Annotated in this window: 22 protein-coding genes and 4 tRNA genes; 3 read left to right on the top strand and 23 right to left on the bottom strand. The window is 42.5% G+C overall.

Going from position 1 to position 25,669, the window contains the following annotated elements; all coding sequences use genetic code 11:
- Window positions 1-80: 80 nt before the first annotated feature.
- From rplS to ffh, 5 genes are all read right to left on the bottom strand, one after another.
- Window positions 81-434 carry a 50S ribosomal protein L19 gene (rplS, locus tag PSF27_RS17980; protein WP_047757186.1) on the bottom strand — a complete coding sequence of 118 codons (354 nt, stop codon included), beginning with the start codon at window positions 432-434 and terminating at the stop codon, window positions 81-83.
- Between the two features lie 41 nt (window positions 435-475).
- Window positions 476-1,240: a tRNA (guanosine(37)-N1)-methyltransferase TrmD gene (gene trmD, locus PSF27_RS17975; RefSeq protein WP_047757187.1), complete on the bottom strand. Its 765-nt coding sequence runs from the start codon at window positions 1,238-1,240 to the stop codon at window positions 476-478.
- Between the two features lie 38 nt (window positions 1,241-1,278).
- On the bottom strand, window positions 1,279-1,824 hold the full coding sequence (rimM, locus tag PSF27_RS17970) for a ribosome maturation factor RimM (RefSeq protein WP_047757188.1): 546 nt from the start codon (window positions 1,822-1,824) through the stop codon (window positions 1,279-1,281).
- An 18-nt stretch (window positions 1,825-1,842) separates the two neighbouring features.
- Window positions 1,843-2,091, bottom strand: a complete 249-nt coding sequence (gene rpsP / locus PSF27_RS17965; RefSeq protein ID WP_004924887.1) for a 30S ribosomal protein S16 — start codon at window positions 2,089-2,091, stop codon at window positions 1,843-1,845.
- Between the two features lie 136 nt (window positions 2,092-2,227).
- Window positions 2,228-3,589, bottom strand: a complete 1,362-nt coding sequence (gene ffh / locus PSF27_RS17960; RefSeq protein WP_206084776.1) for a signal recognition particle protein — start codon at window positions 3,587-3,589, stop codon at window positions 2,228-2,230.
- 377 nt (window positions 3,590-3,966) lie between these two features.
- Between ffh and PSF27_RS17955 the strand changes: the two genes are divergently transcribed.
- Both PSF27_RS17955 and PSF27_RS17950 read left to right on the top strand, forming a co-directional pair.
- Window positions 3,967-4,758, top strand: coding sequence for a cytochrome C assembly family protein (locus PSF27_RS17955; protein WP_206084775.1), 792 nt, complete (start codon window positions 3,967-3,969; stop codon window positions 4,756-4,758).
- A gap of 40 nt (window positions 4,759-4,798) precedes the next feature.
- Window positions 4,799-6,085 carry a CNNM domain-containing protein gene (locus PSF27_RS17950; protein ID WP_272681964.1) on the top strand — a complete coding sequence of 429 codons (1,287 nt, stop codon included), beginning with the start codon at window positions 4,799-4,801 and terminating at the stop codon, window positions 6,083-6,085.
- A 66-nt stretch (window positions 6,086-6,151) separates the two neighbouring features.
- Here the strand turns inward: PSF27_RS17950 and luxS are convergent, their stop codons facing one another.
- The 18 genes from luxS to gpt all read right to left on the bottom strand — a co-directional run bounded on the left by luxS (window position 6,152) and on the right by gpt (window position 23,599).
- Complete coding sequence (gene luxS, locus PSF27_RS17945; protein WP_206084773.1) at window positions 6,152-6,667, bottom strand: S-ribosylhomocysteine lyase; 516 nt, start codon at window positions 6,665-6,667, stop codon at window positions 6,152-6,154.
- A 154-nt stretch (window positions 6,668-6,821) separates the two neighbouring features.
- Window positions 6,822-8,387, bottom strand: a complete 1,566-nt coding sequence (gene gshA, locus PSF27_RS17940) for a glutamate--cysteine ligase (RefSeq protein WP_272681963.1) — start codon at window positions 8,385-8,387, stop codon at window positions 6,822-6,824.
- A 186-nt stretch (window positions 8,388-8,573) separates the two neighbouring features.
- A tRNA-Arg gene (locus PSF27_RS17935) sits at window positions 8,574-8,650 on the bottom strand.
- 90 nt (window positions 8,651-8,740) lie between these two features.
- Window positions 8,741-8,817 (bottom strand) — tRNA-Arg (locus PSF27_RS17930).
- A gap of 145 nt (window positions 8,818-8,962) precedes the next feature.
- Window positions 8,963-9,039, bottom strand: a tRNA-Arg gene (locus PSF27_RS17925).
- An 11-nt stretch (window positions 9,040-9,050) separates the two neighbouring features.
- A tRNA-Ser gene (locus tag PSF27_RS17920) sits at window positions 9,051-9,143 on the bottom strand.
- A 435-nt stretch (window positions 9,144-9,578) separates the two neighbouring features.
- The gene (gene csrA / locus PSF27_RS17915) at window positions 9,579-9,764 is read right to left on the bottom strand and encodes a carbon storage regulator CsrA (protein WP_004264815.1); all 186 of its coding nucleotides are present in this window, start codon (window positions 9,762-9,764) and stop codon (window positions 9,579-9,581) included.
- Between the two features lie 231 nt (window positions 9,765-9,995).
- Window positions 9,996-12,623 (bottom strand): alanine--tRNA ligase, encoded by a 2,628-nt coding sequence (alaS, locus tag PSF27_RS17910; RefSeq protein ID WP_272681962.1) that lies wholly within the window; start codon window positions 12,621-12,623, stop codon window positions 9,996-9,998.
- A 326-nt stretch (window positions 12,624-12,949) separates the two neighbouring features.
- Window positions 12,950-14,017, bottom strand: a complete 1,068-nt coding sequence (gene recA / locus PSF27_RS17905) for a recombinase RecA (protein WP_206084770.1) — start codon at window positions 14,015-14,017, stop codon at window positions 12,950-12,952.
- Between the two features lie 104 nt (window positions 14,018-14,121).
- Window positions 14,122-14,625: a nicotinamide-nucleotide amidase gene (pncC, locus tag PSF27_RS17900; RefSeq protein WP_206084769.1), complete on the bottom strand. Its 504-nt coding sequence runs from the start codon at window positions 14,623-14,625 to the stop codon at window positions 14,122-14,124.
- A gap of 15 nt (window positions 14,626-14,640) precedes the next feature.
- Entirely contained in the window at window positions 14,641-15,843 is a 1,203-nt protein-coding gene (gene lplT / locus PSF27_RS17895; RefSeq protein ID WP_206084768.1) for a lysophospholipid transporter LplT, read from the bottom strand.
- 1 nt (window position 15,844) lies between these two features.
- Complete coding sequence (aas, locus tag PSF27_RS17890) at window positions 15,845-17,992, bottom strand: bifunctional acyl-ACP--phospholipid O-acyltransferase/long-chain-fatty-acid--ACP ligase (protein ID WP_206084767.1); 2,148 nt, start codon at window positions 17,990-17,992, stop codon at window positions 15,845-15,847.
- Between the two features lie 148 nt (window positions 17,993-18,140).
- Window positions 18,141-18,638: a shikimate kinase AroL gene (aroL, locus tag PSF27_RS17885; RefSeq protein ID WP_206084795.1), complete on the bottom strand. Its 498-nt coding sequence runs from the start codon at window positions 18,636-18,638 to the stop codon at window positions 18,141-18,143.
- A 112-nt stretch (window positions 18,639-18,750) separates the two neighbouring features.
- Window positions 18,751-20,004 carry a glutamate-5-semialdehyde dehydrogenase gene (proA, locus tag PSF27_RS17880; RefSeq protein ID WP_272681961.1) on the bottom strand — a complete coding sequence of 418 codons (1,254 nt, stop codon included), beginning with the start codon at window positions 20,002-20,004 and terminating at the stop codon, window positions 18,751-18,753.
- Between the two features lie 2 nt (window positions 20,005-20,006).
- Window positions 20,007-21,110, bottom strand: a complete 1,104-nt coding sequence (gene proB / locus PSF27_RS17875) for a glutamate 5-kinase (protein ID WP_206084765.1) — start codon at window positions 21,108-21,110, stop codon at window positions 20,007-20,009.
- 116 nt (window positions 21,111-21,226) lie between these two features.
- A complete protein-coding gene (gene crl, locus PSF27_RS17870; protein ID WP_206084764.1) occupies window positions 21,227-21,628 on the bottom strand; it encodes a sigma factor-binding protein Crl in 402 nt (133 codons plus the stop codon).
- Between the two features lie 71 nt (window positions 21,629-21,699).
- Entirely contained in the window at window positions 21,700-22,950 is a 1,251-nt protein-coding gene (gene frsA, locus PSF27_RS17865; protein WP_206084763.1) for an esterase FrsA, read from the bottom strand.
- Window positions 22,951-23,134: 184 nt separating this feature from the next.
- Window positions 23,135-23,599, bottom strand: coding sequence for a xanthine phosphoribosyltransferase (gpt, locus tag PSF27_RS17860; RefSeq protein WP_206084762.1), 465 nt, complete (start codon window positions 23,597-23,599; stop codon window positions 23,135-23,137).
- A 563-nt stretch (window positions 23,600-24,162) separates the two neighbouring features.
- On the opposite strand from gpt, the gene pepD reads away from it, so the two are divergent.
- On the top strand, window positions 24,163-25,623 hold the full coding sequence (pepD, locus tag PSF27_RS17855) for a beta-Ala-His dipeptidase (RefSeq protein WP_272681960.1): 1,461 nt from the start codon (window positions 24,163-24,165) through the stop codon (window positions 25,621-25,623).
- Window positions 25,624-25,669 lie beyond the last annotated feature (46 nt).

The raw sequence follows: 25,669 nt of genomic DNA, 5'->3' as shown, positions 1-25,669 counted from the left end.
CGTCACAGCACGAAATATGAAGAATAAAAAGGCCCGCACTAAGGCGGGCCTCTTCAACTTTCGGATGTAGCGAAAGCGTATTACTTGGCGTTCAGACGCTCTTTGATACGAGCTGCCTTACCAGAACGCTCACGCAGGTAGTACAGTTTAGCTCTGCGAACAGCACCACGGCGTTTAACAGCAATGCTATCTACGACTGGTGAGTGAGTTTGGAAGACACGCTCAACACCTTCGCCGTTAGAAATTTTACGAACAGTGAATGCAGAGTGCAGACCGCGGTTACGAATAGCGATAACCACGCCCTCGAATGCCTGCAGACGTTTTTTAGAGCCTTCTACGACCCATACCTTAACTTCCACAGTATCACCCTGACGGAATGAAGGTACGTCCTGCTTCATTTGCTCTTGTTCAATTTGTTTAATAATGTTGCTCATAATAACTCTCTTACCCTAGGTAAACTGATATGTTTAGACAATTAATTGTCTGGATTCATTTGTTGCTCAGACTGATATTCACGTTGGAACTCAGTCAGCAACATCCTCTGCTCGTCAGTCAGAGCTAGGCTTTCCAGAAGCTCAGGTCTTCTAAGCCAGGTACGGCCAAGTGATTGTTTCATGCGCCAGCTATCTATTTTAGCGTGATTCCCCGAAAGTAATACATCCGGGACTTGCATGCCATCTAACACTTCAGGGCGGGTATAGTGAGGACAATCTAACAAGCCATCAGCAAAAGAATCTTCTTGAGCTGAAGCTTGATGACCAAGCACCCCTGGTATAAACCGAGATACTGAGTCTATCAACACCATTGCAGGGAGTTCCCCACCACTGAGAACGTAATCGCCGATTGACCATTCTTCGTCAACTTCGGTTTGAATGATACGCTCATCAATGCCTTCATAGCGGCCACAAACAAGTATTAATTTCTCATTGGTTGCCAGCTCGCAAACACCGTCTTGACTTAGCTTGCGCCCTTGCGGTGAAAGATAAATAACCTTTGCACCCTCACCAGCCTCAGTTCTTGCTGCGTTGATTGCATCCTTAAGCGGTTGCACCATCATCAGCATGCCTGGACCACCTCCGTAGGGGCGGTCATCAACAGTTTTGTGCCGATCGTGAGTAAAATCCCGCGGATTCCAGCACTCAAATGTGAGTAGGCCATTTTTCACTGCCCGACCAGTTACCCCGTACTCGGTTATTGCGCGGAACATTTCGGGAAACAGGCTAATTACACCAATCCACATGATATCGTCCCACTTATCAAAACCGTTCAACCGGAGATTTAAAAACCAGGATCCCAATCCACTTCAATGAGTTTAGCATCGAGATCGACTTTCTTGATAACCTGCCCATCAAGAAACGGAACTAACCGCTCCTTGATGCCAAATGCATCTTTTAAATTCGCCTTAATGACCAGTACATCATTCGAACCAGTCTCCATCATGTCAGTGATGGTACCAAGGTCATAGCCTTGTAACGTCACTACGTGGCAGCCCATCAGGTCTTTCCAGTAGTATTCGTTTTCTAACTCAGGAAGTTGGGTTGAATCAACCGCAATTTCAAAGTTAGTCAAAAGCGCAGCTGCATCGCGGTCATCGACCCCATTCAGCTTGACGATGATATCCTTGTTATGATGTTTCCAATCTTCAATTTCAATGTGTTGCCATTGGCCTGAACGTTGGATAAACCAAGGCTGATACTCAAAAATACTTTCAGCATGTTCGGTGGACGAAAAAACTTTGAGCCAACCACGAATACCGTATGCCGCACCTAATTTCCCCAATACTATTGGGTTTTCAGGTGGCTGTAGTTTAGTTTGCTTGCTCATTGTTACCACCGCGACAGATTAAGCTGCTTTCTTAGCTTGTTTGACCAGTTGTGCAACACGGTCAGAAATAGTTGCGCCTAAGCCAACCCAATGCTCAACACGGTCCAAGTCTAAACGCAGTTCTTCTGCTTGACCTGAAGCGATCGGGTTGAAGAAACCGATACGCTCAATGAAACGACCGTCACGCGCATTGCGGCTATCGGTTACAACGATTTGGTAGAACGGACGTTTTTTAGCGCCGCCACGAGATAAACGAATTGTTACCATAACATCCTCATTAGTTAACAAAACAACCAGACTCCATCGAGGGATAGAGTCCGGCTGTCATATAAAAAGCCCGAAAAGTTTACTCACTTTGACGCAAAAATCAATCAAAAGTGCGTTTTGTTTGAGGCTTTATTGCTTAACGCCCCGGAAAACCCGGAGGCATCATACCCTTCATGCCGCGCATCATCTTGGCTAAGCCACCTTTTTTCATTTTCTTCATCATGCGTTGCATATCATCAAATTGTTTTAAAAGACGGTTAACTTCTTGCACGGTCGTTCCCGAACCTGCCGCAATACGGCGTTTACGAGAACCTTTAATAATCTCTGGTTTTTCGCGCTCTTTGCGCGTCATGGAATTAATCATCGCTTCCATACGAACCGTGATTTTATCATCCATTTGGGATTTAACAGCATCTGGTAACTGGGACATTCCAGGCATTTTGCTCATCATGCTCGCCATGCCCCCCATGTTACGCATTTGTTTTAATTGACTTAAAAAGTCATTTAAATCAAAACCATCACCCGTTTTTAGTTTTTTCGCTAATTTTTCTGCTTCATCACGGTCAACTTTGTGCTCAATCTCTTCAATCAGAGAAATCACATCACCCATTCCAAGGATACGGGATGCAACACGTTCTGGGTGGAACGGTTCTAAGGCATCCGTTTTTTCACCGACCCCTAAGAATTTAATTGGCTTACCTGTAATTGCACGAATCGACAGCGCAGCACCACCACGCGCATCACCATCAACTTTGGTTAATACAACCCCAGTCAGTGGTAAGGCTTCATTAAACGCTTTTGCGGTGTTCGCTGCATCCTGCCCCGTCATCGCATCGACGACGAACAAGGTTTCCACAGGCTTAATAATACGATGGACTTCTTGGATTTCTTCCATCATCGCTTCATCAACGTGTAAGCGACCTGCGGTATCCACCAATAATACATCGTAGAATTGAAGTTGAGCGTGCTTTAACGCTTTTTGCACGATAGCCGCGGGTTTTTCTTGCACATCTGATGGAAAAAAATCAATACCAACAGATTCAGCTAAGGTTTCAAGCTGTTTGATCGCCGCTGGGCGATAGACGTCAGCAGAGACCACTAAAACTTTTTTCTTTTGCTTTTCTTTTAAGTGTTTACCTAGTTTCGCAACGCTGGTTGTTTTACCCGCACCTTGTAAACCCGCCATTAAGACAACTGCAGGCGGCTGAGCCGACAAGTTGAGTTGATGGTTTTCTTCCCCCATCGCTCGAGTCAGTTCATTTTGAACAATTTTGATGAACTCTTGGCCTGGTGTTAAGCTTTTATTTACATCTTGACCAACGGCACTTTCTTTGACTTTCTGGATAAATTCACGGACAACTGGCAACGCTACGTCGGCTTCCAGCAATGCCATGCGAACTTCACGTAATGTATCTTTAATATTGTCATCAGTGAGACGTCCACGTCCGCTGATATTGCGCAACGTGCGCGAGAGTCTGTCGCTTAAATTATCAAACATATGTCTTAGCTCAATTCTGTTGATGGGCCGATGTTTAGCCTAATCTGGTTGCTAATACACCTAATTTCAAGTGTTTTAGTGTCAACAAGTTGAATTATAAGTAGCAAACCTTCAATCAAAATGAAGGAAAAAGCACGATAAAAAATATTTTCCCGATTGTACCACATCCGCTATTTTTTCGCTGCCCTCTGTTTGAAACAGATTATACAAGCTATGATAGCGTTAGTTTCATTGTTATCTGTACAACCCTATAGGTACATGAAATGCTATCTATCGTGAATATACCGCTATTGGCTCGGCCAATAGTTGGAGCCTGCTCCCGTACACGTTATACTATAAAATAACTTTCCACTAAAAATGAATATCGACACTATACTATGCCAGTATTTGCAGTCATAGCAGTTTGTACATACATGATTAGCCTACTGCTGATCGTCCCAGGCCAAGTGCGTAAACAACCCCTTTATCGCCGTTTGGCGATACTACTTGCGATTGTTGCATTAGTGACGCACGCCATCACACTAAAATTACTCATTTTTAGTGAGGCCGAAGGGCAGAATCTCACCCTATTAAACCTTGGTTCAGCGGTGAGTTTACTGATGTGCTTAATTATGACGGTTGTCGCCTATTGGGGAAAAGCGTGGTATTTAACCCCGATAGTGTACAGTTTCGCTATCATTAATTTAATGCTTTCTACCATTATGCCTGGTGAGTTTATTACTCACCTAGAAGCCAGCGTGCCTCTATTTGTACATATTGGCTTGGCCTTATTGAGCTATGCCACGCTACTCATTGCTGCCTTGTATGCATTTCAAGTTGCGTTAATTGATCACCAACTCAAAAATAAAACCTTAAAATTTAGCCCTGATATGCCGCCAATGATGGTGGTAGAGCGTAAAATGTTTCACATCACCCAAGTGGGTGTCATTTTACTGACTCTGACTTTATGTACAGGGTTTATTTATATGGATAATATCTTTGATAAAGAAAATATCCATAAATCTGTGCTATCAGTGATTGCTTGGTTTGTCTACATTACTTTACTTTGGGGCCATTTCCACGGCGGCTGGCGCGGAAAACGCGTTTTATTCTTCCATGTTGCTGGCTCAATCATTTTAACGATGGCTTTTTTTGGTAACCGTCTACTCCAACAGTTTATGGTACCTTGAGTTTTTCTAACCTTTCCATATTGTAATAAGGAACCTTGTTTTGGATGATGTGTCTACCAGTACGCTAATCATCATACTGATTGTTTTAATTTTTATGTCAGCCTACTTCTCTGCCTCAGAGACGGGGATGATGACATTGAATCGCTATCGTTTAAAACACTTGGCAAAACAAGGTAATCGTTCGGCAATTCGGGTCGAAAAACTGCTAAAACACCCTGACAAACTGCTCAGTCTTGTCCTGATTGGCAATAACTTAATTAATATCGTCGCCTCAGCCTTAGCCACCATCATTGGTATTCGCTTATATGGTAACGCGGGTGTCGCGATGGCCACTGGGATCTTAACGTTTGTGATCCTTATTTTTGCGGAAGTGATGCCAAAAACATTAGCTGCGCTCTATCCAGAAAGAATCGCCTTCCCCAGTAGCTACTTTCTCAAGCCATTGCAAATCATTATGATGCCTGTGGTATGGACCTTTAATACTATTTCCTCACTACTTTTGCGTTGTTTAGGCATTCGCTCCTTAACGGCTCGCACAGATGCGGTAAACAAAGAAGAGCTGCGTACTATTGTCAATGAATCAAAGCATAAAATTAGCCGCCGCAATCAAGACATGCTGATTTCAATACTGGATTTAGACAAAGTGACGGTGGGTGACATCATGCTGCCAAGAAATGAAATTGTAGGCATTGATATTAATGATGATTGGAAGTCAATTATAAGACAACTTACACATTCCCCCCACGGTCGAATTGTGCTTTATCGCGATTCTCTCGATGATTCGATAGGGATTTTGCGTGTCCGAGAAGCTTATCGATTGATGATGGAAAAACGAGAATTCAATAAACAGAACCTGATAAAAGCCTCAGATAACATTTATTTCATCCCAAATAGTACACCACTAAATGTTCAGCTCATTAATTTCCAACACAAAAAAGAAAAGTTAGGGATTATTGTGGATGAGTATGGCGAAATTCAAGGACTTATCACAGTAGAGGATATATTAGAAGAAATTGTTGGTGATTTTACCACATCGATGTCACCGTCTTTAGCAGAAGAGGTTCTACCTCAAAGTGATGGTAGCGTCCTGGTGGACGGCACTGCTAATATCCGTGACCTAAATAAGGCTTTTGATTGGAATTTGCCTGTAGACGGCCCTAGGACGGTTAACGGCATGGTGTTAGAGGTCATTGGCGATATTCCGCAGCTTGAAGAGCAAATCGTGGTGGGTCATTACATGATTGAAGTGTTAGCGATGAATGAAAATACCATCAAGCAAGTGAGGATCACACCGCTCACTTTTAGCTCGCAAGTCCCCGACTTATAAACTTTTCACCAAAAATAAAGCGCCAACATGTTTAAGGCGCTTTGTTCATAAGAGCACACCAAGAGATTAAACGTGAAGCTGTTCCAGCTTATCTGCAGGTAATGCTAAATCGTCATTTTTATTGATACCAATATTTGAGGACAACACATTACGTGCGATTTGCTGAGCTTCTTCCAGTGAATGCATTTTATAAGTACCACACTGATATACGTTCAACTCAGGGATTTTATTTTGGTCTTTGACGTTTAAAACATCTTCCATTGCGGCTTTCCATGCATCAGCAACACGCTGCTCAGCAGGCTGACCAATCAAGCTCATATAAAACCCTGTACGACAGCCCATCGGGGAGATATCGATAATTTCGACACCGTTACCGTTAAGGTGGTCACGCATAAAACCTGCAAACAAGTGTTCTAATGTGTGAGTCCCTTTTTCCGTCATAGCCTCTTCATTTGGCACGGTAAAACGCAAATCAAAAACAGTGATGGTATCACCACTTGGCGTTTTCATCGTTTTTGCCACACGAACAGCGGGCGCTGCCATGCGAGTATGATCGACAGTAAAGCTATCTAATAATGGCATTTCGTGACCTCCTCAAAAATTAAAAATATATTTTTAAAATAAATGAAACTATTTTGAAAATGCGGAGTCTTAATTAATGAAAGACGCGCAATTTGTTATCATCCCTAATTCTCTAAGAGATTTTTATTTGGCCACCTTGAGTGGCCACTTTCTTTTAGCGTCCTGCGTGAATGCGTAGATAGTCTTCAAAGGATTCAGTTTCGCTCTGTTCCATCGCCGCTTGTTTCTCAATAGAAGCTAACCTTGCTTGTTCAAACTGTTCTTCCGTGATCACTTCATACGGCTCATTGATTAACTGTTCAAAATATTTTTCAGCTAATTCTAACCCGTAACCCCCGATGCCTTTTTCTAACATCTCATCCATAACTAACGCAGAGTATGTTAGGGTTGGGTCTTCAAACATCGCAACAAACTGATGGCAAACATCTTGATATTTCGCGTCACAACAAGTGTCGAGCACTTCAGCGACACGAATCAAATCATTAAATAACTGCTGGCCAACTTCCACTAAAGGTTTCACTTCGCTACCACAACCAAAACCAATCACTTGGCCAGGTTTGCGCCCTTCGAGGATCACTCGGTTCCAGTTTTTGCGACAACAATCAAGTTCCTGAGCATTCATTTCTGGCGCATCGGCAAGCACGCACCATATTAAGAATAGATCAACAAAACGCGCTTGGGTTTCATTTACACCAATCGCACTGAATGGGTTGATGTCTAAAGAGCGCACTTCAATGTATTCGATGCCCCCACGCAATAACGCATCAGAAGGCGACTCAGTGCCTTTAGGGACGCGTTTAGGTCTTATTGGGGCATAGAGTTCATTTTCAATTTGCAACACGTTAGAGTTAAGCTGAACGTATTTACCATCTTTTTTCACACCTAGCTTTTCAAACTCAGCGGAAGGCTTATGAATGGCTTTTTTCAAATTTTCAACGTATTCACCCAGCTTATTAAATGTAATATTCAAATCGCTTTGTGATTTATTGGTATAACCAAGGTCGCTCATGCGTAAAGATGTCGCATAAGGTAAATAGTAAGTTCCACATTCTGTTTTATCGAATGTTAACGTCGTATCTCTGTCTTTTAAGAAAGAGCCACAAATGGCAGGAGATGCACCGAATAAATATGGGATCACCCAGCCAAAGCGATAGTAGTTTCTGATCAAGCGTAAATAGCCATCAGAAATTTTTTCTTTACCGCTTTCACTTTCAGGATCGTCAACACCAGCCCATGCCTGCCAAAACTCAGTTGGCAAAGAAAAGTTATAATGCACCCCTGCTATCGTCTGCATCAATGCGCCATAACGATTTTTAAGGCCTTCACGGTACAGGGTTTTAAAGCGCCCGACGTTAGAAGTACCATATTGAGCAAGAGTGATTTTATCTTCACTTTCGATAAAGCACGGCATACTGAGTGGCCACATTCTTTCATCTTGAAGGTGACGTGCAGTATAGCGATGTAAATCCCTGAGGAAAGCCAAGTTATGGCTAATGCTTTTATCTACAGGAGTAATAAATTCGAGTAAGGACTCCGCAAAATCTGTCGTGATCCATTTATGTGTTAAAGCTTGTCCCAGCCCTTCAGGGTGCAACGTTTCTGCAATTGAGCCTGTAGGCGTCACACGCAATGTTTCGCGCTCAATACCACGTTGAATACCATTTAGTGTTTCTGGGTGCGCCTCTAACCATGAGAGCGCTTTCGATACGTCCGGGATCAAATCGACCTCCCGCCTGTGATGTTAATTTATTTTATTAAGGCAATTACTTTAGCTTAAATCACATAAATTGTCGCTGTCTAGATGTGTGGTTTAGGAGGGATTAAAACAAAAGATGCATCGGAAATGTTATTTAATTGACTTTTCAGGCAAAAAAAAACTCCTCAAATTGAGGAGTCTTTCTTATGATGGTGCATCCGGGAGGATTCGAACCTCCGACCGCTCGGTTCGTAGCCGAGTACTCTATCCAGCTGAGCTACGGATGCAAAATTCTGTCGACAAATATCGATTAATTCAATAACTGAGAATGTCTACACTAAATGGATTATTGATACGCTAACTAATTAGCTAAGAGATGGTGCATCCGGGAGGATTCGAACCTCCGACCGCTCGGTTCGTAGCCGAGTACTCTATCCAGCTGAGCTACGGATGCATAGTTACTGCAAGACGTGCTTCTCTCTCAAACTTCTTATCAACATCTACTTCTGTAAATCAGTTTCTTCGTTACCACACTATTTTGATTGCTTACTAAGTAGAACCAAAATAAAACCCAACTAGGTTTCCCTGTAGGGTTAATATGGTGCATCCGGGAGGATTCGAACCTCCGACCGCTCGGTTCGTAGCCGAGTACTCTATCCAGCTGAGCTACGGATGCATAATCTAAAATGGCGGTGAGGGAGGGATTCGAACCCTCGATGCAGCTTTTGACCGCATACTCCCTTAGCAGGGGAGCGCCTTCAGCCTCTCGGCCACCTCACCATATTTTAGTTACACACGATTTGTTTTTTCAAACATCTCGTCTCTGTGTGGCGCACATATTACTTTCCTAGACTTAGAAGTCAAACAATTTTTCCAAACTTTTTGCATTCCGCAGTCTGTTTGCACATTTCACAAGCAAGATGCTTAGTTTAACACCGAAAAAGAACTTTTTCAGCCCTTAAATAACTTACTTTATGAATAAAAATGAGAGAGATAAAATTGCTTTTGAACCAAAAAATTATTTGCTCGCTACCATGATACGGCGCAATTATAAACAAAGATGAAAAGGTGTTTGTTTACAATGCCTCATCACGCTCAACAAAATAAGTGAGTGAAGCAAATAAAACGAAGTTTGAGAACGTGAAATTTTTTAAAACGCAGTAAGACAAGCGCCCATTCTTGCTGTGTGATCAATCATTGGACGCTTATTCATTATTATTGATTATCTGGTTGAGTCTTTTCGGCCTGGATCCGTTGATAAATTTCTTCACGGTGAACAGAAACTTCTTTTGGGGCATTAACACCAATACGAACTTGGTTGCCTTTAACACCCAATACAGTAACTGTTACCTCATCGCCTATCATGAGTGTTTCACCAACTCGACGAGTCAGAATAAGCATTCTTTGCTCCTTGAAATATTAAAAGAGTCGGGTCTCTAGGTATCCCCCGCTATTGTCCATCACACACCGTGAAAACGTAAAGTAATGACATGCACCTAAAGCATTGATGCCATCAAGGCAATCATTCTAATTATTTACAAGCAAAATATAGCACTACAAGTAATACATTAACAATGCCGCAACAGATTTAAAGTTGCCTTATATTCCTACAAGGCAACTTTTGGTAAGTACTTACAGTCGTGATTCAACCCACTCTTCAACACTAGCCATTGCAGCAGGTAATGCACTTACATCAGTGCCGCCTGCCTGTGCCATGTCAGGCCGCCCACCACCTTTACCACCTACTTGTTGTGCAACATAAGAGATCAAGTCACCTGCTTTAATTTTAGCAGTCAAATCATTAGTCACACCAACGATCATACTGACTTTATCACCACTTGTTGTTGAAAGCACGATAATCGCTGATTTCAACTGATTTTTCAGATCATCAACCATGGTTCTCAATAGCTTAGGATCAGTATCGCTTAATTGGTTCACTAACAATTTGACGCCTTTCACATCTTTTGCTTTGCTACTTAGTGAAGCACTTTCTTGAGAAGCTTGTTGATCTTTTAGTTGCAAAATCTCTTTTTCTAGCTGACGAGATTTGTCTAACGCAGATTTCACTTTCTCAACGAGACTATTAATATCACCTTTTAATAGGTGAGCGATTGCCGAAAGCTGTTCTGATTGATGGTGAACACTTTCAATCGCCATTACACCTGTTGTTGCTTCAATACGGCGAACACCCGCAGCTGTTCCTGATTCACTCAGAATACGGAACAGGCCAATATCACCAGTACGTTTTGCGTGTGTACCACCGCACAATTCAATAGAAAAATCGCCCATACTCAATACGCGAACACGTTCTTCGTATTTTTCACCGAATAATGCCATAGCCCCTTTCGCTTTCGCCCCCTCTAAATCCATCAACTCAGTTTCAATTTCTGAATTTTGGCGAATTTGAGCATTTACAATGTCTTCAACTTGGCGGAGTTGCGCTTGGGTCATAGCTTCAAAATGTGAGAAGTCAAAACGCAGGTACTTGTCATTAACAAGTGAACCTTTTTGAGATACATGTTCGCCAAGTACTTGACGTAACGCAGCATGTAATAAGTGCGTTGCAGAGTGATTCAAACGAATAGCATTACGCCTTGCGCTATCAACCACAGCGGTAATACGATGGTTAACAACTAATGAGCCTGATTCGACTTTACCGATATGCCCAATTGCTTGACCATATTTTTGTGTGTCTGTCACATTGAAGCGAGCATTGTCATTATTTAAGAAACCAATGTCCCCAACCTGACCACCTGATTCGGCATAAAATGCGGTTTTATCAAGAATAACTAAGCCTTCTTCACCTACATTTAAGCTATCAACAGGCTGACCATCTTTATATAATGCGGTGATGGTCGCTTGTTGCTCATCATATTGGTAACCTGAGAATTCGCTGTGCTTATCAACTTTGATTAATGAGTTATAGTCAGCGCCAAAACCACTCGATTCTCTTGCACGACGACGCTGGTCTTCCATCGCACGCTCAAAACCGTCTTCATCCACTTTGATATTGCGCTCACGGCACACATCAGCGGTTAAGTCGATTGGGAAACCGTAAGTATCATAGAGGCGGAATGCAGCCTCACCATCAAGGGTATCCCCTTTTAAAGATGCCAGTTCTTCATCTAATAATTGCAAGCCACGCTCTAAAGTACGTGCAAATTGCTCTTCTTCTGTCTTCAGAACTTTTTCAACCATGGCTTGTTGACGTTGAAGTTCTTCAGCAGCCGAGCCCATCACTTTGATCAATGGAGCAACTAATTTGTAGAAAAACGTTTCTTTAGCACCGAGCATGTAACCATGACGAACGGCACGACGAATAATACGACGCAGAACATAGCCACGACCTTCGTTTGATGGAATAACACCATCACTAACAAGGAAAGCACAAGAACGAATATGGTCAGCAATAACACGCAGTGATTTATTTTCCAGATCGGTAGCACCTGTCGCTTTCGCTGCCGCTGCAATTAATTCACGGAAAATATCAATGTCATAGTTTGAATTGACGTGTTGCAGTACCGCAGAGATACGCTCTAAGCCCATTCCTGTATCGACAGAAGGTTTCGGCAATGGTTCCATGGTACCGTCTGATTGACGGTTAAACTGCATGAAGACAAGGTTCCAGATTTCAATATATCGGTCACCGTCTTCTTCTGGGCTTCCTGGAGGGCCACCCCAGATATGATCGCCATGATCATAGAAAATTTCAGTACAAGGGCCGCAAGGACCTGTATCACCCATCTGCCAGAAGTTATCTGAAGCATAAGGTGCGCCTTTGTTATCACCGATACGGATAATGCGCTCTACTGGAACACCAATTTCTTTATTCCAAATATCATAGGCTTCATCATCTGTTGCATAAACAGTGACCCACAATCTTTCTTTTGGCAGGTTAAACCATGCTTCACTTGTCAGTAATTCCCAAGCAAAGCGAATTGCATCGTGCTTAAAGTAGTCACCAAAGCTGAAGTTACCTAACATTTCAAAGAATGTGTGGTGACGAGCTGTATAACCTACATTTTCTAAGTCGTTATGTTTACCACCTGCACGCACACAGCGTTGTGCAGTTGTCGCTCGGGAATATGCTCTTTTATCCAGGCCAAGAAATACATCTTTGAACTGGTTCATCCCTGCGTTTGTGAACAATAGTGTCGGGTCATTGTTAGGCACTAGCGAACTGCTGGTGACCACCTGATGACCTTTTGTATGAAAAAAGTCGAGAAACGCTTGGCGGATCTCAGCGGTGCTTTTACTCATATTTATCCCGATATCAAGCTGGAAACAGAATTATGAATTGTTGAGATGGAGTGTAACATCACCTCTAATCAACTCTCCGATTAAAAAGTGACTGATAAGATAAAGTCTCTTTGCATAGAAGTAAAATTATAGCTACATCCATTCGTGGCTTTCATTGTAAAGCGTCTAGATATTTTCTGAAAGTATGTTTATACCTCTGGTCAGCGTATTTTTCCACAGAAAAACTGTTGAATAAACTATTATTACGATTGGAAAAAATAAAAAAGGCGCTACTCAATAAGAGCGGCGCCTATAATCTAATGATTAATCAAGTCACTAGCTAATAATTAAAATTCTTCTGGTGTTTCTTCTTCATCAGAATCACTGATAAAGTCTGTTGCAGCACTGCTAAACTCACCAGTATGATTGAGTAACATTTCTCGCAGTTTTGTGTCAATTTCTTGCGCAACTTCAGGATGTTCTTTTAAATAAGTCGTTGAGTTAGCTTTACCTTGACCAATTTTATCGCCGTTATAGCTATACCAAGCACCCGCTTTTTCAATTAGCTTATGTTTAACACCCAGGTCAATTAGTTCACCAAAGGTATTAATCCCTTCACCGTAAAGAATTTGAAATTCCGCTTGTTTAAATGGCGCCGCAACTTTATTTTTCACCACTTTAACGCGAGTTTCACTACCGACAATTTCCTCACCATTTTTCACCGCGCCAATACGACGGATATCTAAACGAACAGATGCGTAGAATTTCAGTGCATTACCACCCGTTGTTGTTTCTGGGTTGCCGAACATTACACCAATTTTCATACGAATTTGGTTGATGAAGATCAGAAGCGTATTTGAGGTTTTTAAGTTACCTGCTAATTTACGCATTGCTTGGCTCATCATACGTGCAGCAAGCCCCATGTGAGAATCACCAATCTCACCTTCTATTTCCGCTTTAGGGGTTAATGCAGCAACGGAGTCAACGATAATAACGTCAACAGCACCTGACCGAGTCAGAGCATCACAGATTTCGAGCGCTTGTTCACCAGTGTCTGGCTGAGAACACAGTAAGTTATCGATATCAACGCCGAGTTTCTTCGCGTAGATAGGGTCAAGTGCGTGCTCGGCATCGATAAATGCACAGGTTTTACCACTGCGTTGTGCAGCAGCGATGACTTGTAAGGTTAGAGTGGTTTTACCTGAAGATTCTGGACCGTAGATTTCAACAATACGACCTAATGGCAGGCCACCAGCACCTAATGCAACGTCAAGAGATAAAGAACCCGTTGAAATGGTTTCAACATCCATTGAACGGTCTTCACCAAGACGCATAATGGAACCTTTACCAAATTGCTTTTCAATTTGACCCAGTGCCGCAGCCAGTGCTTTTTGTTTGTTTTCATCAATAGCCATGTTTACTCCCTAAGTGCAATGGCCTTGCCACTGCGAATAAAACGATTGAATTTGATTTGTTGGAACTAATTATACTGTATAATCATACAGTATCAAGGAAATTTTTAATTTAACAGACTCAAAAGCGTTTCTAGAGCATAACCTGTTGATTGAAAACGAATTTGATTTCTATCACCTTGAAATACACGATGCCTAGCGATAACCAACACCGCACCATCTACCTGTTTTTGGGCAAAACCAAACCATACAGTTCCAACGGGTTTGTCTATACTACCGCCACCAGGGCCTGCAATACCACTGACTGAAATCGCAAAATCGGCTGTTGCTTCTTTCAGTGCCCCTGATGCCATTTCTTCTACCACTTGCTGGCTAACAGCGCCAAATTGTTGCAAAGATGCGTCAGTCACACCAATCATTTGATGTTTAGCTTCGTTACTATAAGTGACAAAGCCACGCTGGAAGTAATCCGAACTTCCAGCAATATCGGTCAGCACCTTTGCAATCCAACCCCCCGTGCAAGACTCTGCAGTAGTGACTGTTTTACCTTGCGCTTTCAGTTTTTGCCCAATCTGAATACTTAATGTTTCGAGTCGCGTCTCATCTACCATTATGTAATCCGCCTTTTACATCTTTTTTTTACGAGCGCGATCCCAGATCCATAAGCCTGCAATCGCAATCGTAAATACGGCACCAAAACCAATACCTGCATTCACCACAGATAAGCCGCCCTTAATTGCCAATGAATATAAGCCTAGCATAATCAGCATCGCGCTGTTTTCGCCTAAGTTCTGTACTGCAATGGCATTTCCTGCACCAACGGTTTCCTTTCCTTTATCTTGTAGTAAAGCATTTAGGGGCACAACAAATAACCCACCAAATACCCCTAAAGTAATCAAGATAAAGTAGGATGGAATAATATTAGTTTGCAAGGAAAGTAACACCACCATCACACCAATAATAACCCCTGCTGGAATACAGCGGTAAACTGTTTTCAAGGTAATAAATTTAGCCGCAAGCCCTGCCCCTGCAACAATCCCCACAGCAACCATCGCATTTAAGATAGTTGGTGTTGTGTTATCTTGTAAACCTAAAGCTACAGGAACCCAAGCAACTAATAAAAAACGTAATGTGACCCCAGCGCCCCAGAACAGGCTGGTTCCAACTAGAGAAAAACGGCTTTCCTGATTTGCCCATAAAATACGGCATGCTTGAAAAAAATCTGTGACCAGTAATTTGAGATCCCAGCCTTTTCCTGGCCTTGCCGCCACAAGATGTGGAATAAAGACGTTAGCAATAACCGCCAGTGCATATAAAATCGCACATGTCCCTAACGCTAATAAGAGATTGATATCGGAAAGCATTCCCCCAACAACAGAACCCACTAAGATTGCCGCAATAGTCGAGGCTTCCATCACACCATTGGCTTTAACAAGGTTATCTCCCCCTGTTAATTCGCCTAAGATACCGTATTTAGCAGGTGAATAAGATGCTGCACCAATCCCCACTAATCCATAACAAAGGAACGGATTTAACCCAAAGCAAATCCCTAGCGCTCCAATAAATTTAAAAATATTGGAGAACAACATCACGCGCCCTTTGGAGAATCTATCGGCAATTTGCCCAACAAATGGGGCTAAAACGATGTAAGTAAACACAAACACCATTTGTAAAATAGGGTGACTCCATTCTGGATAAAATTCAGCTTTGAGTTGCGCTAATATAGCAAATAACAGTGCGTTATCCGCAAATGCAGAGAGAAACTGAGACGCTAAAACGGCCTTCATTCCTCGGCTCATCAACGGTAAATTCGAGGTACTTTCTTGCATATTAGGCATCCTTTAAGGCCATTTGTTTCAGTGTGACAAAATCCGTTTTTCCGCTACCTAGCACAGGTAACTCTTTCACAAAACGAATATCACGGGGAACCGCAAGCTCAGTTAATCCTCTGCTTTTCGCCGCCGCCGATAACGCACTTCTATCTAACTCTTTATCGGTAGTAAACAACACTAGCGCCTCACCTTTGCTACTATCTGGTTTTGTCACTACGCCATGATTTGCATTTGGCGACAAAGCGGCAACCATCTGTTCAATGCTTTCAAGGGAAACCATTTCCCCTGCCAGTTTCGCAAAACGTTTCACACGGCCTTTGATAGTGCAGAAGTTTTTATTATCCAACTCAACAATATCCCCTGTATCGTACCAGCCTTCTTCTACCTCGCCCTGTGCGTTTTCAGCCCTTGGCGTTTCAAGCACGCCTGGCGCTTCAACACGTAAGTACCCTTTCATGATATTAGGGCCTTTAAGTTGCAGTTTACCGCCATTTTCGATACCAGAGATGGGGATAATACGCGCTTCCATTTCAGGTAAAATTTGCCCTACCGTGCCTTCTTTTGCCGCCATTGGAACATTGATAGAGACAATTGGTGCACATTCGGTCACGCCATAACCTTCGAGGATACGAATACCGAATTTTTCAAACCAAATTTTCTTCGTTTTATCTGAAAGCTTTTCAGCGCCTGCAACGACATAACGTAAACGAGCAAAATCATATTGGTGAGCAAAACGGGCATAATTCCCTAAGAATGTTGATGTACCGAACAAGACTGTACAGTTTTTGTCATACACTAGTTCAGGAATAATGCGGTAATGTAATGGGCTTGGGTACAGGAAAACGCGACTGCCCGAAAATAGAGGAATAAATAAACCAACGGTTAAACCAAATGCGTGGAACAATGGCAAGGATGACATAAAACGATCCCGCGGCGTAAAGTCAGCGATGGTTTTAATTTGCTCAACGTTTGCCATCAAACTGGCATGGCTATGCACCACACCTTTTGGTGTCCCCTCAGAACCAGAGGTAAATAAGACAATGGCTTCATCCGATGCTTTTCGCGGAATAATGGCTTTATGTGGATTGAATAAGTGCTTAACAATCCATAGCTTATCCTGCCAAGTCACTGTATCTTTTAAATCTTCAAGGTAAATCCAATTAGCTTCAGGAACTTGCTCTGGAATATGGGTGAGATTCCCTTTTTCAAGAAATTGTCGCGAAGTGAACACCACTTTAGCTGCTGAAGCTTTAAGTGCATTACTAATCCCATGACTACCCGCAGTGTAATTTAACATCGCAGGGACACGACCTCTCATCAATGCCCCAAAAATTGCGGCTGCCGTCACTGTTGCATTCGGTAGCAAAAGACCAACACGCTCATTTTCATGGGTATAACGCTCAATAATACGCCCTACCCCTAGCGTTTTCTTCAGCAATGTTTGGTACGAGTCTTCTTTAAATGCAATGTCTTCAATACAAGGTGTGCGGCGACCAAAACGTTGAACACTGCCGATAAACTCTTCAACCAGCGTCACTTGTGGCAAACAAGCCATACGTGCAGACTTCATGATTTGATACAGATGTTCGCCCGCGAGTGCACGGCGCTCAACCGATTTTGGCGCTTCTGGCATCGGAATAGTTTGCGCAGGTAAAATGTGCAAGGTAATTTTTGGGAACCATTTTAACGGAATAATTCCTTTTAAGCGCCCAAAGTGACTGCGTTCTGCTCCTTCAATACGAATAGGAACAATTTTTGCTGCAGATTTAGCGGCAACAAACGCCGCGCCCTCATAGATTTTCATTAAAGAACCATGCACCGAAATTCGCCCTTCAGGGAAGATAACGATCGGGCGCCCTTTTTCTACCTCTTTAACGAGGTGGCGAATACCCAATGGATTGGCAGGGTCAAGAGGGACAATATCAACATAAGGCTTAAGGCGCTTCACCATTTTAGGTGTTGCAAAGGTTGAGTAAACGGCAAATACAGGTTTTACAGGGAGAAAAAGCGCGATCAAAACACCATCTAAAAAAGAGACGTGGTTGGGTGTAATCAAGCATTTATCTTGATCAAACTCTTTCGCATCACCAATAACTTCAACACGAAATAAAAATGTAAGGATGGCTTTGATTATTTTCACCAACATAATGAATCCCTATATTATGATTATATTTTTGTATGCTACCAAAATATTGTTATGCCGTAATAACACTTATCTTACTGACCAATATGCTCTCCACTAGGGGTATAATCCGAAAACACCCGATATGGAAAAGCCGCTTTCTATAATGAGTTTAAGATAAATCATTAAGTTGCGCGATAATTTCGTCAATAGGTTGGGTCGCATCAATAATATAATGAGCAGTCGCGCGGTAAATAGGCTCCCGTTGCTGCATAACCTCTGCAATTTCTTCTACTAAAGATTTACCCGTTAGGCTTGGCCGTTGATCTGCTTGGGGCTCTGCGGCAAGGCGTTTAGCCAAAATTTCAGGCTTGGCATTTAAATAGATCACCGTCCCATTGTCTCGCATCACTTTTTGGTTTTCGTCAGCAAGGATTATCCCTCCCCCTGTAGAAATAATCACATCATCTTGTGCAATTGATTTTAAAATTTCACTTTCTAGCTGTCGAAAATAATCCCAACCATGCTGTTCAACAATTTCTGCAATACTTTTACCTGCTTTTTCAAGTATTAACTTGTCTGTATCAACAAATTGGTAGCCTTTAGATTCGGCAAATAATTTCCCAATTGTTGTTTTACCTGAACCTCTTGGACCGATAATGTAAAACATTAATTTCCATCCCATCATCATGAATACTAATAAAATGTTGCCAAACATGGCAAACCATAAAAAAGAAAGCCACACTTCACTTGTGTGGCTTTCTCATTTTGTATATCAACTTCTATGGGCGATTTAAAAAATCGCCATAACCAATCCACTTATAGGTTGTTAATGCATCCAGCCCCATAGGGCCCCGTGAATGTAATTTTTGCGTACTCACCGCAACTTCAGCGCCTAAACCAAACTGCCCACCGTCCGTAAAGCGTGTGCTCGCATTCACGTAAACTGCTGCTGAATCAACACACTGTACAAAATAATCCGCTTGGCTGATCGATTCTGTCAAAATAGCGTCTGAGTGTGCGGTACCATAATGGCGAATGTGGTCGATAGCCGCATCCACATCGGTAACAATTTCCACATTTAAGTCCAGCGACAACCACTCATCAACTAAGTTTTCAGGTTTAACATCAACCACTTTTGCTGGGCCTTGTTGTAAGAATGGCATCGCTTGTACGCTAGCATGTAAAGTGACTTGCTGCTCTGCCATTTTCTCACTGAGTAATGGCAAGAATTCAGCGGCAATATTTTTGTGAACGAGCAATGTTTCAAGTGAGTTACAGGCACTTGGGCGCTGTACTTTTGCATTAATAATGACATTGATGGCTTTATCAAAATTGACAGACTCATCAACAAAAGTATGGCACACACCAATTCCGCCTGTGATCACAGGAATAGTTGATTGTTCGCGGCATAACTTATGTAACCCTGCACCACCGCGAGGGATTAGCATGTCGACGTAACGATCCAATTTCAGTAATTGCGCCACGAGTTCTCGATCAGGGTTATTAATCGCTTGCACCGCCTCTGCTGGCAACCCACTATTTTTTAAGGCTTTTTGGATCACACTGACAACTGCCAGATTTGTATTATGGGTTTCTTTCCCACCACGCATAATCGCCGCATTGCCTGTTTTTAGGCACAAAGAAGCCACATCGACAGTGACATTAGGACGCGCTTCGTAGATAACGCCAACCACACCCAATGGAACACGACGACGCTGCAAATTTAAACCACTATCTAGCTTGCTGCCATCAATCACTTGGCCTACTGGGTCTGCAAGTTGGCATACTTTTCGGACATCATCAGCGATATTTTTTAAGCGCTCTGGTGTTAATAACAAGCGGTCTTGCAGCGCTTCGGTCATGCCACTCGCTCTTGCTTGTTCCATGTCTTTTTTGTTTGCGGCCAAAATTATTGCTCTTTCTTGCTCTAATAAATCCGCAATTTGCAGTAATGCTGCATTTTTTTGTTTGGTGCTTAGCTGAGCTAATTGCCATGATGCAGCCCTTGCTGCTTTGCCCATTGTTTCTAACATAATTAACTCACTATCATATCATCGCGATGAACAGCCACAGAGCCGTGCTCATAGCCAAGTATCTTGTTTATATCTTGAGAATGTTGACCTGCAATCATTCTGAGTGCGTCACTGTTATAATGGGTGACGCCATGAGCAAGGTCTTTCCCCGCCATATTGCGGATGCGGATCACTGCGCCACGAGAGAAATCCCCCTCGATTTTCTTAATACCTTTTGGCAATAATGAGCTACCTTTTTCCATAATCGCCAGTTGAGCACCGTCATCAATGTACACATCACCCGCCGCTGGTGCACCAAAAATCCAGCGTTTACGGTTTTCCATGGGGTTTTTCTGCCCGTAAAAACGGGTTCCCACTGGAATATTTTCAATGACTGCATTAATGACATCAGGCTTATTGCCCGCCGCAATCACCACATCAATACCCGCACGGCCTGCAACATCCGCAGCTTGCAACTTAGTGGCCATTCCACCCGTTCCTAAGCCACTTACGCTACCACCCGCCATTTCCCTGAGTTCATCATTAATACCATACACTTCAGGGATCAATTTTGCATCTGGGTTACTACGAGGATCCGCGTCATACAGCCCCTCAATATCTGTCAGTAATAACAATTTATCTGCATCACCGAGAATTGCAGCGAGGGCCGATAAGTTATCATTATCGCCCACTTTTATTTCCGCAGTTGCAACTGCATCATTTTCATTGATAACAGGAATGATTCCATTATCAAGCAACGCTTGTAAGGTGTCCCTCGCATTTAAAAAACGTTCTCTGTCTTCTAAATCCGCACGAGTTAGCAACATTTGTCCGATATGGATACCATAAATAGAGAATAACCTTTCCCATAATTGAATAAGGCGACTTTGACCAACCGCCGCGAGCAACTGCTTAGATGCAATGGTCGCTGGCAGTTCGGGGTAATTTAAGTGCTCGCGACCTGCGGCAATTGCCCCAGATGTCACGATAATAATACGGTGCCCTTTTTCATATTGCTGCGCGCATTGTCTGACCAACTCAACAATATGAGCTTGATTTAAACGACGCGAGCCCCCTGTAAGTACACTGGTACCTAACTTAACGACCAGCGTCTGGCTATTTTTCATCATTTTTCTGCCATTAGGATTAATAAAACAAAAAGTAGGTATCATTTTTATCAGGAGAAGCGCGTTATGCCAACAGGCATAACGCAAAATTCAACAAAAGTTGGTTTAAAACAAATTTATGCGCTTAATTCCAATTTTAATTCTAACATTAGCGGTGAAGGAAAGAGGCTTAATTCAAGGTCAGATAATTGCTTAGTGAGGTTTTGGTGAAAAGAGACCAAATTCTTTTCGACAGCTTCCGTGGTTGCATTGTCTTTTAATGCTTTAACCTGCCAACTGCCATGCCCATTGTACAGCCCTAAATGGTAAGTAAATTCAAAACCTGCATCAGTTGCAATTAACTTTAACCACCATCCCCAAAATTCACGTTTTTCAGGTGCTATGTTGGCATTCACACACACAACCAAGCTATCAAATATGTAACAACCATTTAAGCATTGTTTTTCTCTTAAATACGGACCTATCGCTGCAAATTTCTTTAAATATTTTCCATTTGTGTAATCAGTCGGTAAAGCCATGTTAAGGATCTCCTTCTTGGGAAGATCCCTTTTTAACAAATGGGAAAAAATAAGCAAGTTATTAAATTATTTTAAAGTATTTTTGTTTTCAACCAAGACGTTGTTTCACTTAGTGCTTTCTCAAAGTTGGCGAATACGGGATGACTTGGTAACATAATAGCGTCCGCATCGATAGAAGAGCGTTTAATTAGCTCCGCTTCCGCCTTCGGGCTATAAATATCATCTTTTAAACTGACCGCCAACATAGGAACTTTGCTTCTCCTACCCAAAAGCCCCTGATTTTTAAGAGAATAACAACTAAGTTCATGACGCAACGCGGAGCCATCAACTTGGTAAATTCCCAGACGACTGGCGAACACATCCAAAACCATCCGAGGAATATCTCGTTGATATTTCTCTTCGTGCAATAAACTGTGCACAATTGGACCTATCACAGCGACCGCTTTAATTTTCTCGGGACACATATAAGCTAACCTTAATGCTATGTTTGCACCAAAGCGCATTCCTACGATGCCAAAGCGCGTATGGTCAATCCATGCTATATCATCGATTTGGCGAACAATTTGCTCATGTAATGTGCTGGTTTCTTGGGTTAACTTGTATTTGACCGAATAACCAATGGATGGCATATCCAGTGTTAACATCGCTATCCCTAATGGTTCAAGATAATCACGAAAATAGCGACAGAAATCAATCTGTAAGCTATCTAGCATACCGCAAATCATCACCGTTGGATAAGGGCCTTGCCCATGAGATGGGATATGCAAAAAACCGTAAACTTCTTTACCGCCATCCACTTTAAAAGGAATTTTCTTTAAACGATATTCGGAGAACTTTGCGGCGCTATCATAGGCTTTGTTAGCCAGTAGAATCGCTTGATCCGCCAGCTCATCACCTTTGATAAACGGATAGGCTGCAATACTGTATAAATTTGCTGAACGCAGCCATGCATTACCTGCATCAATACCTTGTTCGAACTCTAAGGCTTTTTGTTGCCAATGCATCGCTTGTTGAGACCATTCAAAACACCAATTACCTGAACGATTACCGATGACGGTATCTAGTTGACGCTCATTACTACGTTGCGCATTAGAAATCGCAATACGACTAAGCACGTCTTCAATTTCTAATGCATCTATTCCGCGCCAAATCCACATCAAGCGGTTAATCATGCGATACCATCCCGTATGATGTGAACCACTCAGCACACTGTGCTCTTTGATTTGAGGCAGCGTTTGGGCGGAATAAGAAACCAGTGTCGATGTTTCAATCTGTCTGACTTTAGGCTTAAAGAGTTTTTCGGATAAATTTTGTTGAGTCATCCCAATTACCTGTATACCGTCGCTGAATGGAACCCAAAAATAAGGGGAATGCACATAATGCACTCCCCAAATTATATCGTGTTTATCTCAAAAACTTTAGGTATTAATGTGTTCTCGTCATCAATAAAATCCATAAGACTTTATTATTACAATATTTTTACCTAACGCTAAGTGACAAACAGATTTATTTATCTTGTTCACACAAAGGTTTAACAAAGACAACGCCCATATCCCAAGGCTGTTCAATCCATGTATCTTGTGGAATATCAACCACATAGTCATCAACTAATGGACGCCCTGCAGGTTTTGCAAAAATGGTCACGAAGTGAGCTTTTGGATACATATCACGGATCGCTTGGGCAGTGCCGCCTGTATCGACTAAATCATCAATAACGATAAAGCCTTCACCATCGCCTTCTGCGCGCTTGATAACCGTTAATTCACGTTGGTTATCATGATCATAGCTAGAGATACAAACGGTATCAACGTGACGAATACCCAGTTCACGTGCAAGAAGTGCACCTGGAACAAGTCCACCACGGCTAACCGCGATAATACCGGTCCATTGTTCTACTGGTAATAAACGTTGTGCGAGTTTACGGGCATGTATTTGCAACATATCCCACGTTACGACATATTTTTCGCTCATAAAATTCGGGTCCCGACTGCTGAGTAAATCTGAAATGTGTCTTGCGGAAAAAAGGTTGCGCGAGATTATAGTGATTCGGCGCGCTAAAAACCAGTAAAAAGCATCATTCGCCATTAATTATTATCATTTACACTGTCCATTATTCAAAAGAAAGTGTTATCCTGATTTTATAAAAGAGGCGGCCTTTAATTCGAAACTTCAGGCTGTTAGGTCATAATTACAGCAATGTCCCTTTTAAAAATTGAAGCTGAAACTCGCGTTGACTGTCAATCGGCTGCTGTCTAGATGATTCAGGGAATTTTCCCTAAATAGTTCAAGTTATAGCTAGGCGGCAAATGAACAAATCCGAGGAGCATACATTAGTATGTGACGCAGGTTTGCGAGTGTAGCCAACAACGCTATAGCTTGAAATATAACGGATATTTTCCCTAAATAGTTCAAGTTATAGCTAGGCGGCAAATGAACAAATCCGAGGAGCATACATTAGTATGTGACGCAGGTTTGTGAGTGTAGCCAACAACGCTATAGCTTGAAATATAACGGGAAAATCATAGGAGATAAACGTGTCTGAATTATCCAAACTATCCCCCCAACCACTGTGGGACATCTTCGCTACCATCTGCTCTATTCCACATCCTTCGTACCACGAAGAAGCCTTAGCAGCACATATCGTTGATTGGTCAAAACAAAAAGGCTTCCACGTTGAACGTGATGAAGTCGGCAATATTTTGATCCGTAAACCAGCGACTGCTGGCTACGAAAACCGCAAAGCTGTTGTGCTGCAAGCCCACTTAGACATGGTGCCACAAAAAAATAACGATACTGTGCATGACTTTAAAGTTGACCCAATCCGCCCGTATGTGAACGGTGAATGGGTAACTGCTGAAGGGACGACATTAGGTGCCGATAACGGCATTGGTTTGGCTTCTGCACTGGCTGTTTTAGCTGATGATAGCGTTGAACACGGCCCAATGGAAGTGTTGCTGACCATGACCGAAGAAGCTGGGATGGAAGGCGCATTTGGTCTGAAAGCAGGCTGGTTACAAGCAGATATCTTAATCAATACAGATTCCGAAGAAGAAGGCGAAATCTACATGGGGTGCGCTGGTGGTGTTGACTTCACAACCACTTTTGACCTAACTCGTGAAGCATTACCACAGGGTTACCAAACCTTTACCTTGACCTTAAAAGGATTAAAAGGTGGTCACTCGGGTGGTGACGTTCATTTAGGTTTAGGCAATGCAAACAAACTATTAGCACGTTTCCTTGCTGGCCACGCAGAAGATCTCAGCCTAAAACTATTAGAGTTTAAAGGTGGTACAGTACGTAATGCCATCCCACGTGAAGCACACGCCATTATTTCTGTTCCAGCAGATAAAGTTACTGAACTGACTGCATTAAGAGCTCGTTACGAAAGCATCCTGAAAAATGAGTTAGCGGTTGTTGAACCTAACTTAGTGCTGTTGTTAGATGAAACACAAAGCGACTTAAAAGCACTGTCTGATGACTGCCAACAACGCTTTGTTTTCTTCTTAAACGCTGCGCCAAATGGCGTTATCCGTATGAGTGATGTCGCAAAAGGTGTTGTTGAAACCTCACTGAATGAAGGCGTGGTACGCATGACGGAAGACAAAGCAGAGATTATCTTCCTCGTCCGTTCACTGATTGATAGCGGCAAAAACTACGTCGTTAACATGCTAACTTCTATCAGTAAATTAGCGAAAGCACAATACCGCGCAGAAGGTAGTTACCCAGGTTGGCAGCCAGATGCTGACTCTGCAGTGATGCATTTAGTCAGTGATACATATAATAAGCTATTTGGTAAGATCCCGAATGTGATGGTGATCCATGCTGGCCTTGAGTGCGGTTTATTCAAAAAACCTTACCCAGACATGGACATGGTATCCATTGGGCCTACCATTCGTGGTGCTCACTCGCCAGACGAACGCGTTCATATCGCCAGTGTTGGCGAGTATTGGAAACTGTTAACTGCGGTGTTAAAAGCGATTCCAGTGAAAGGTTAATCTACTAATACTGAATAAAATGCTCATCTTTGTGGTGAGCATTTTT

This window comes from Providencia sp. PROV129, from assembly GCF_028482245.1.
Taxonomy (GTDB): domain Bacteria; phylum Pseudomonadota; class Gammaproteobacteria; order Enterobacterales; family Enterobacteriaceae; genus Providencia; species Providencia vermicola.
This window is presented reverse-complemented; position numbering and strand designations above follow the sequence as displayed.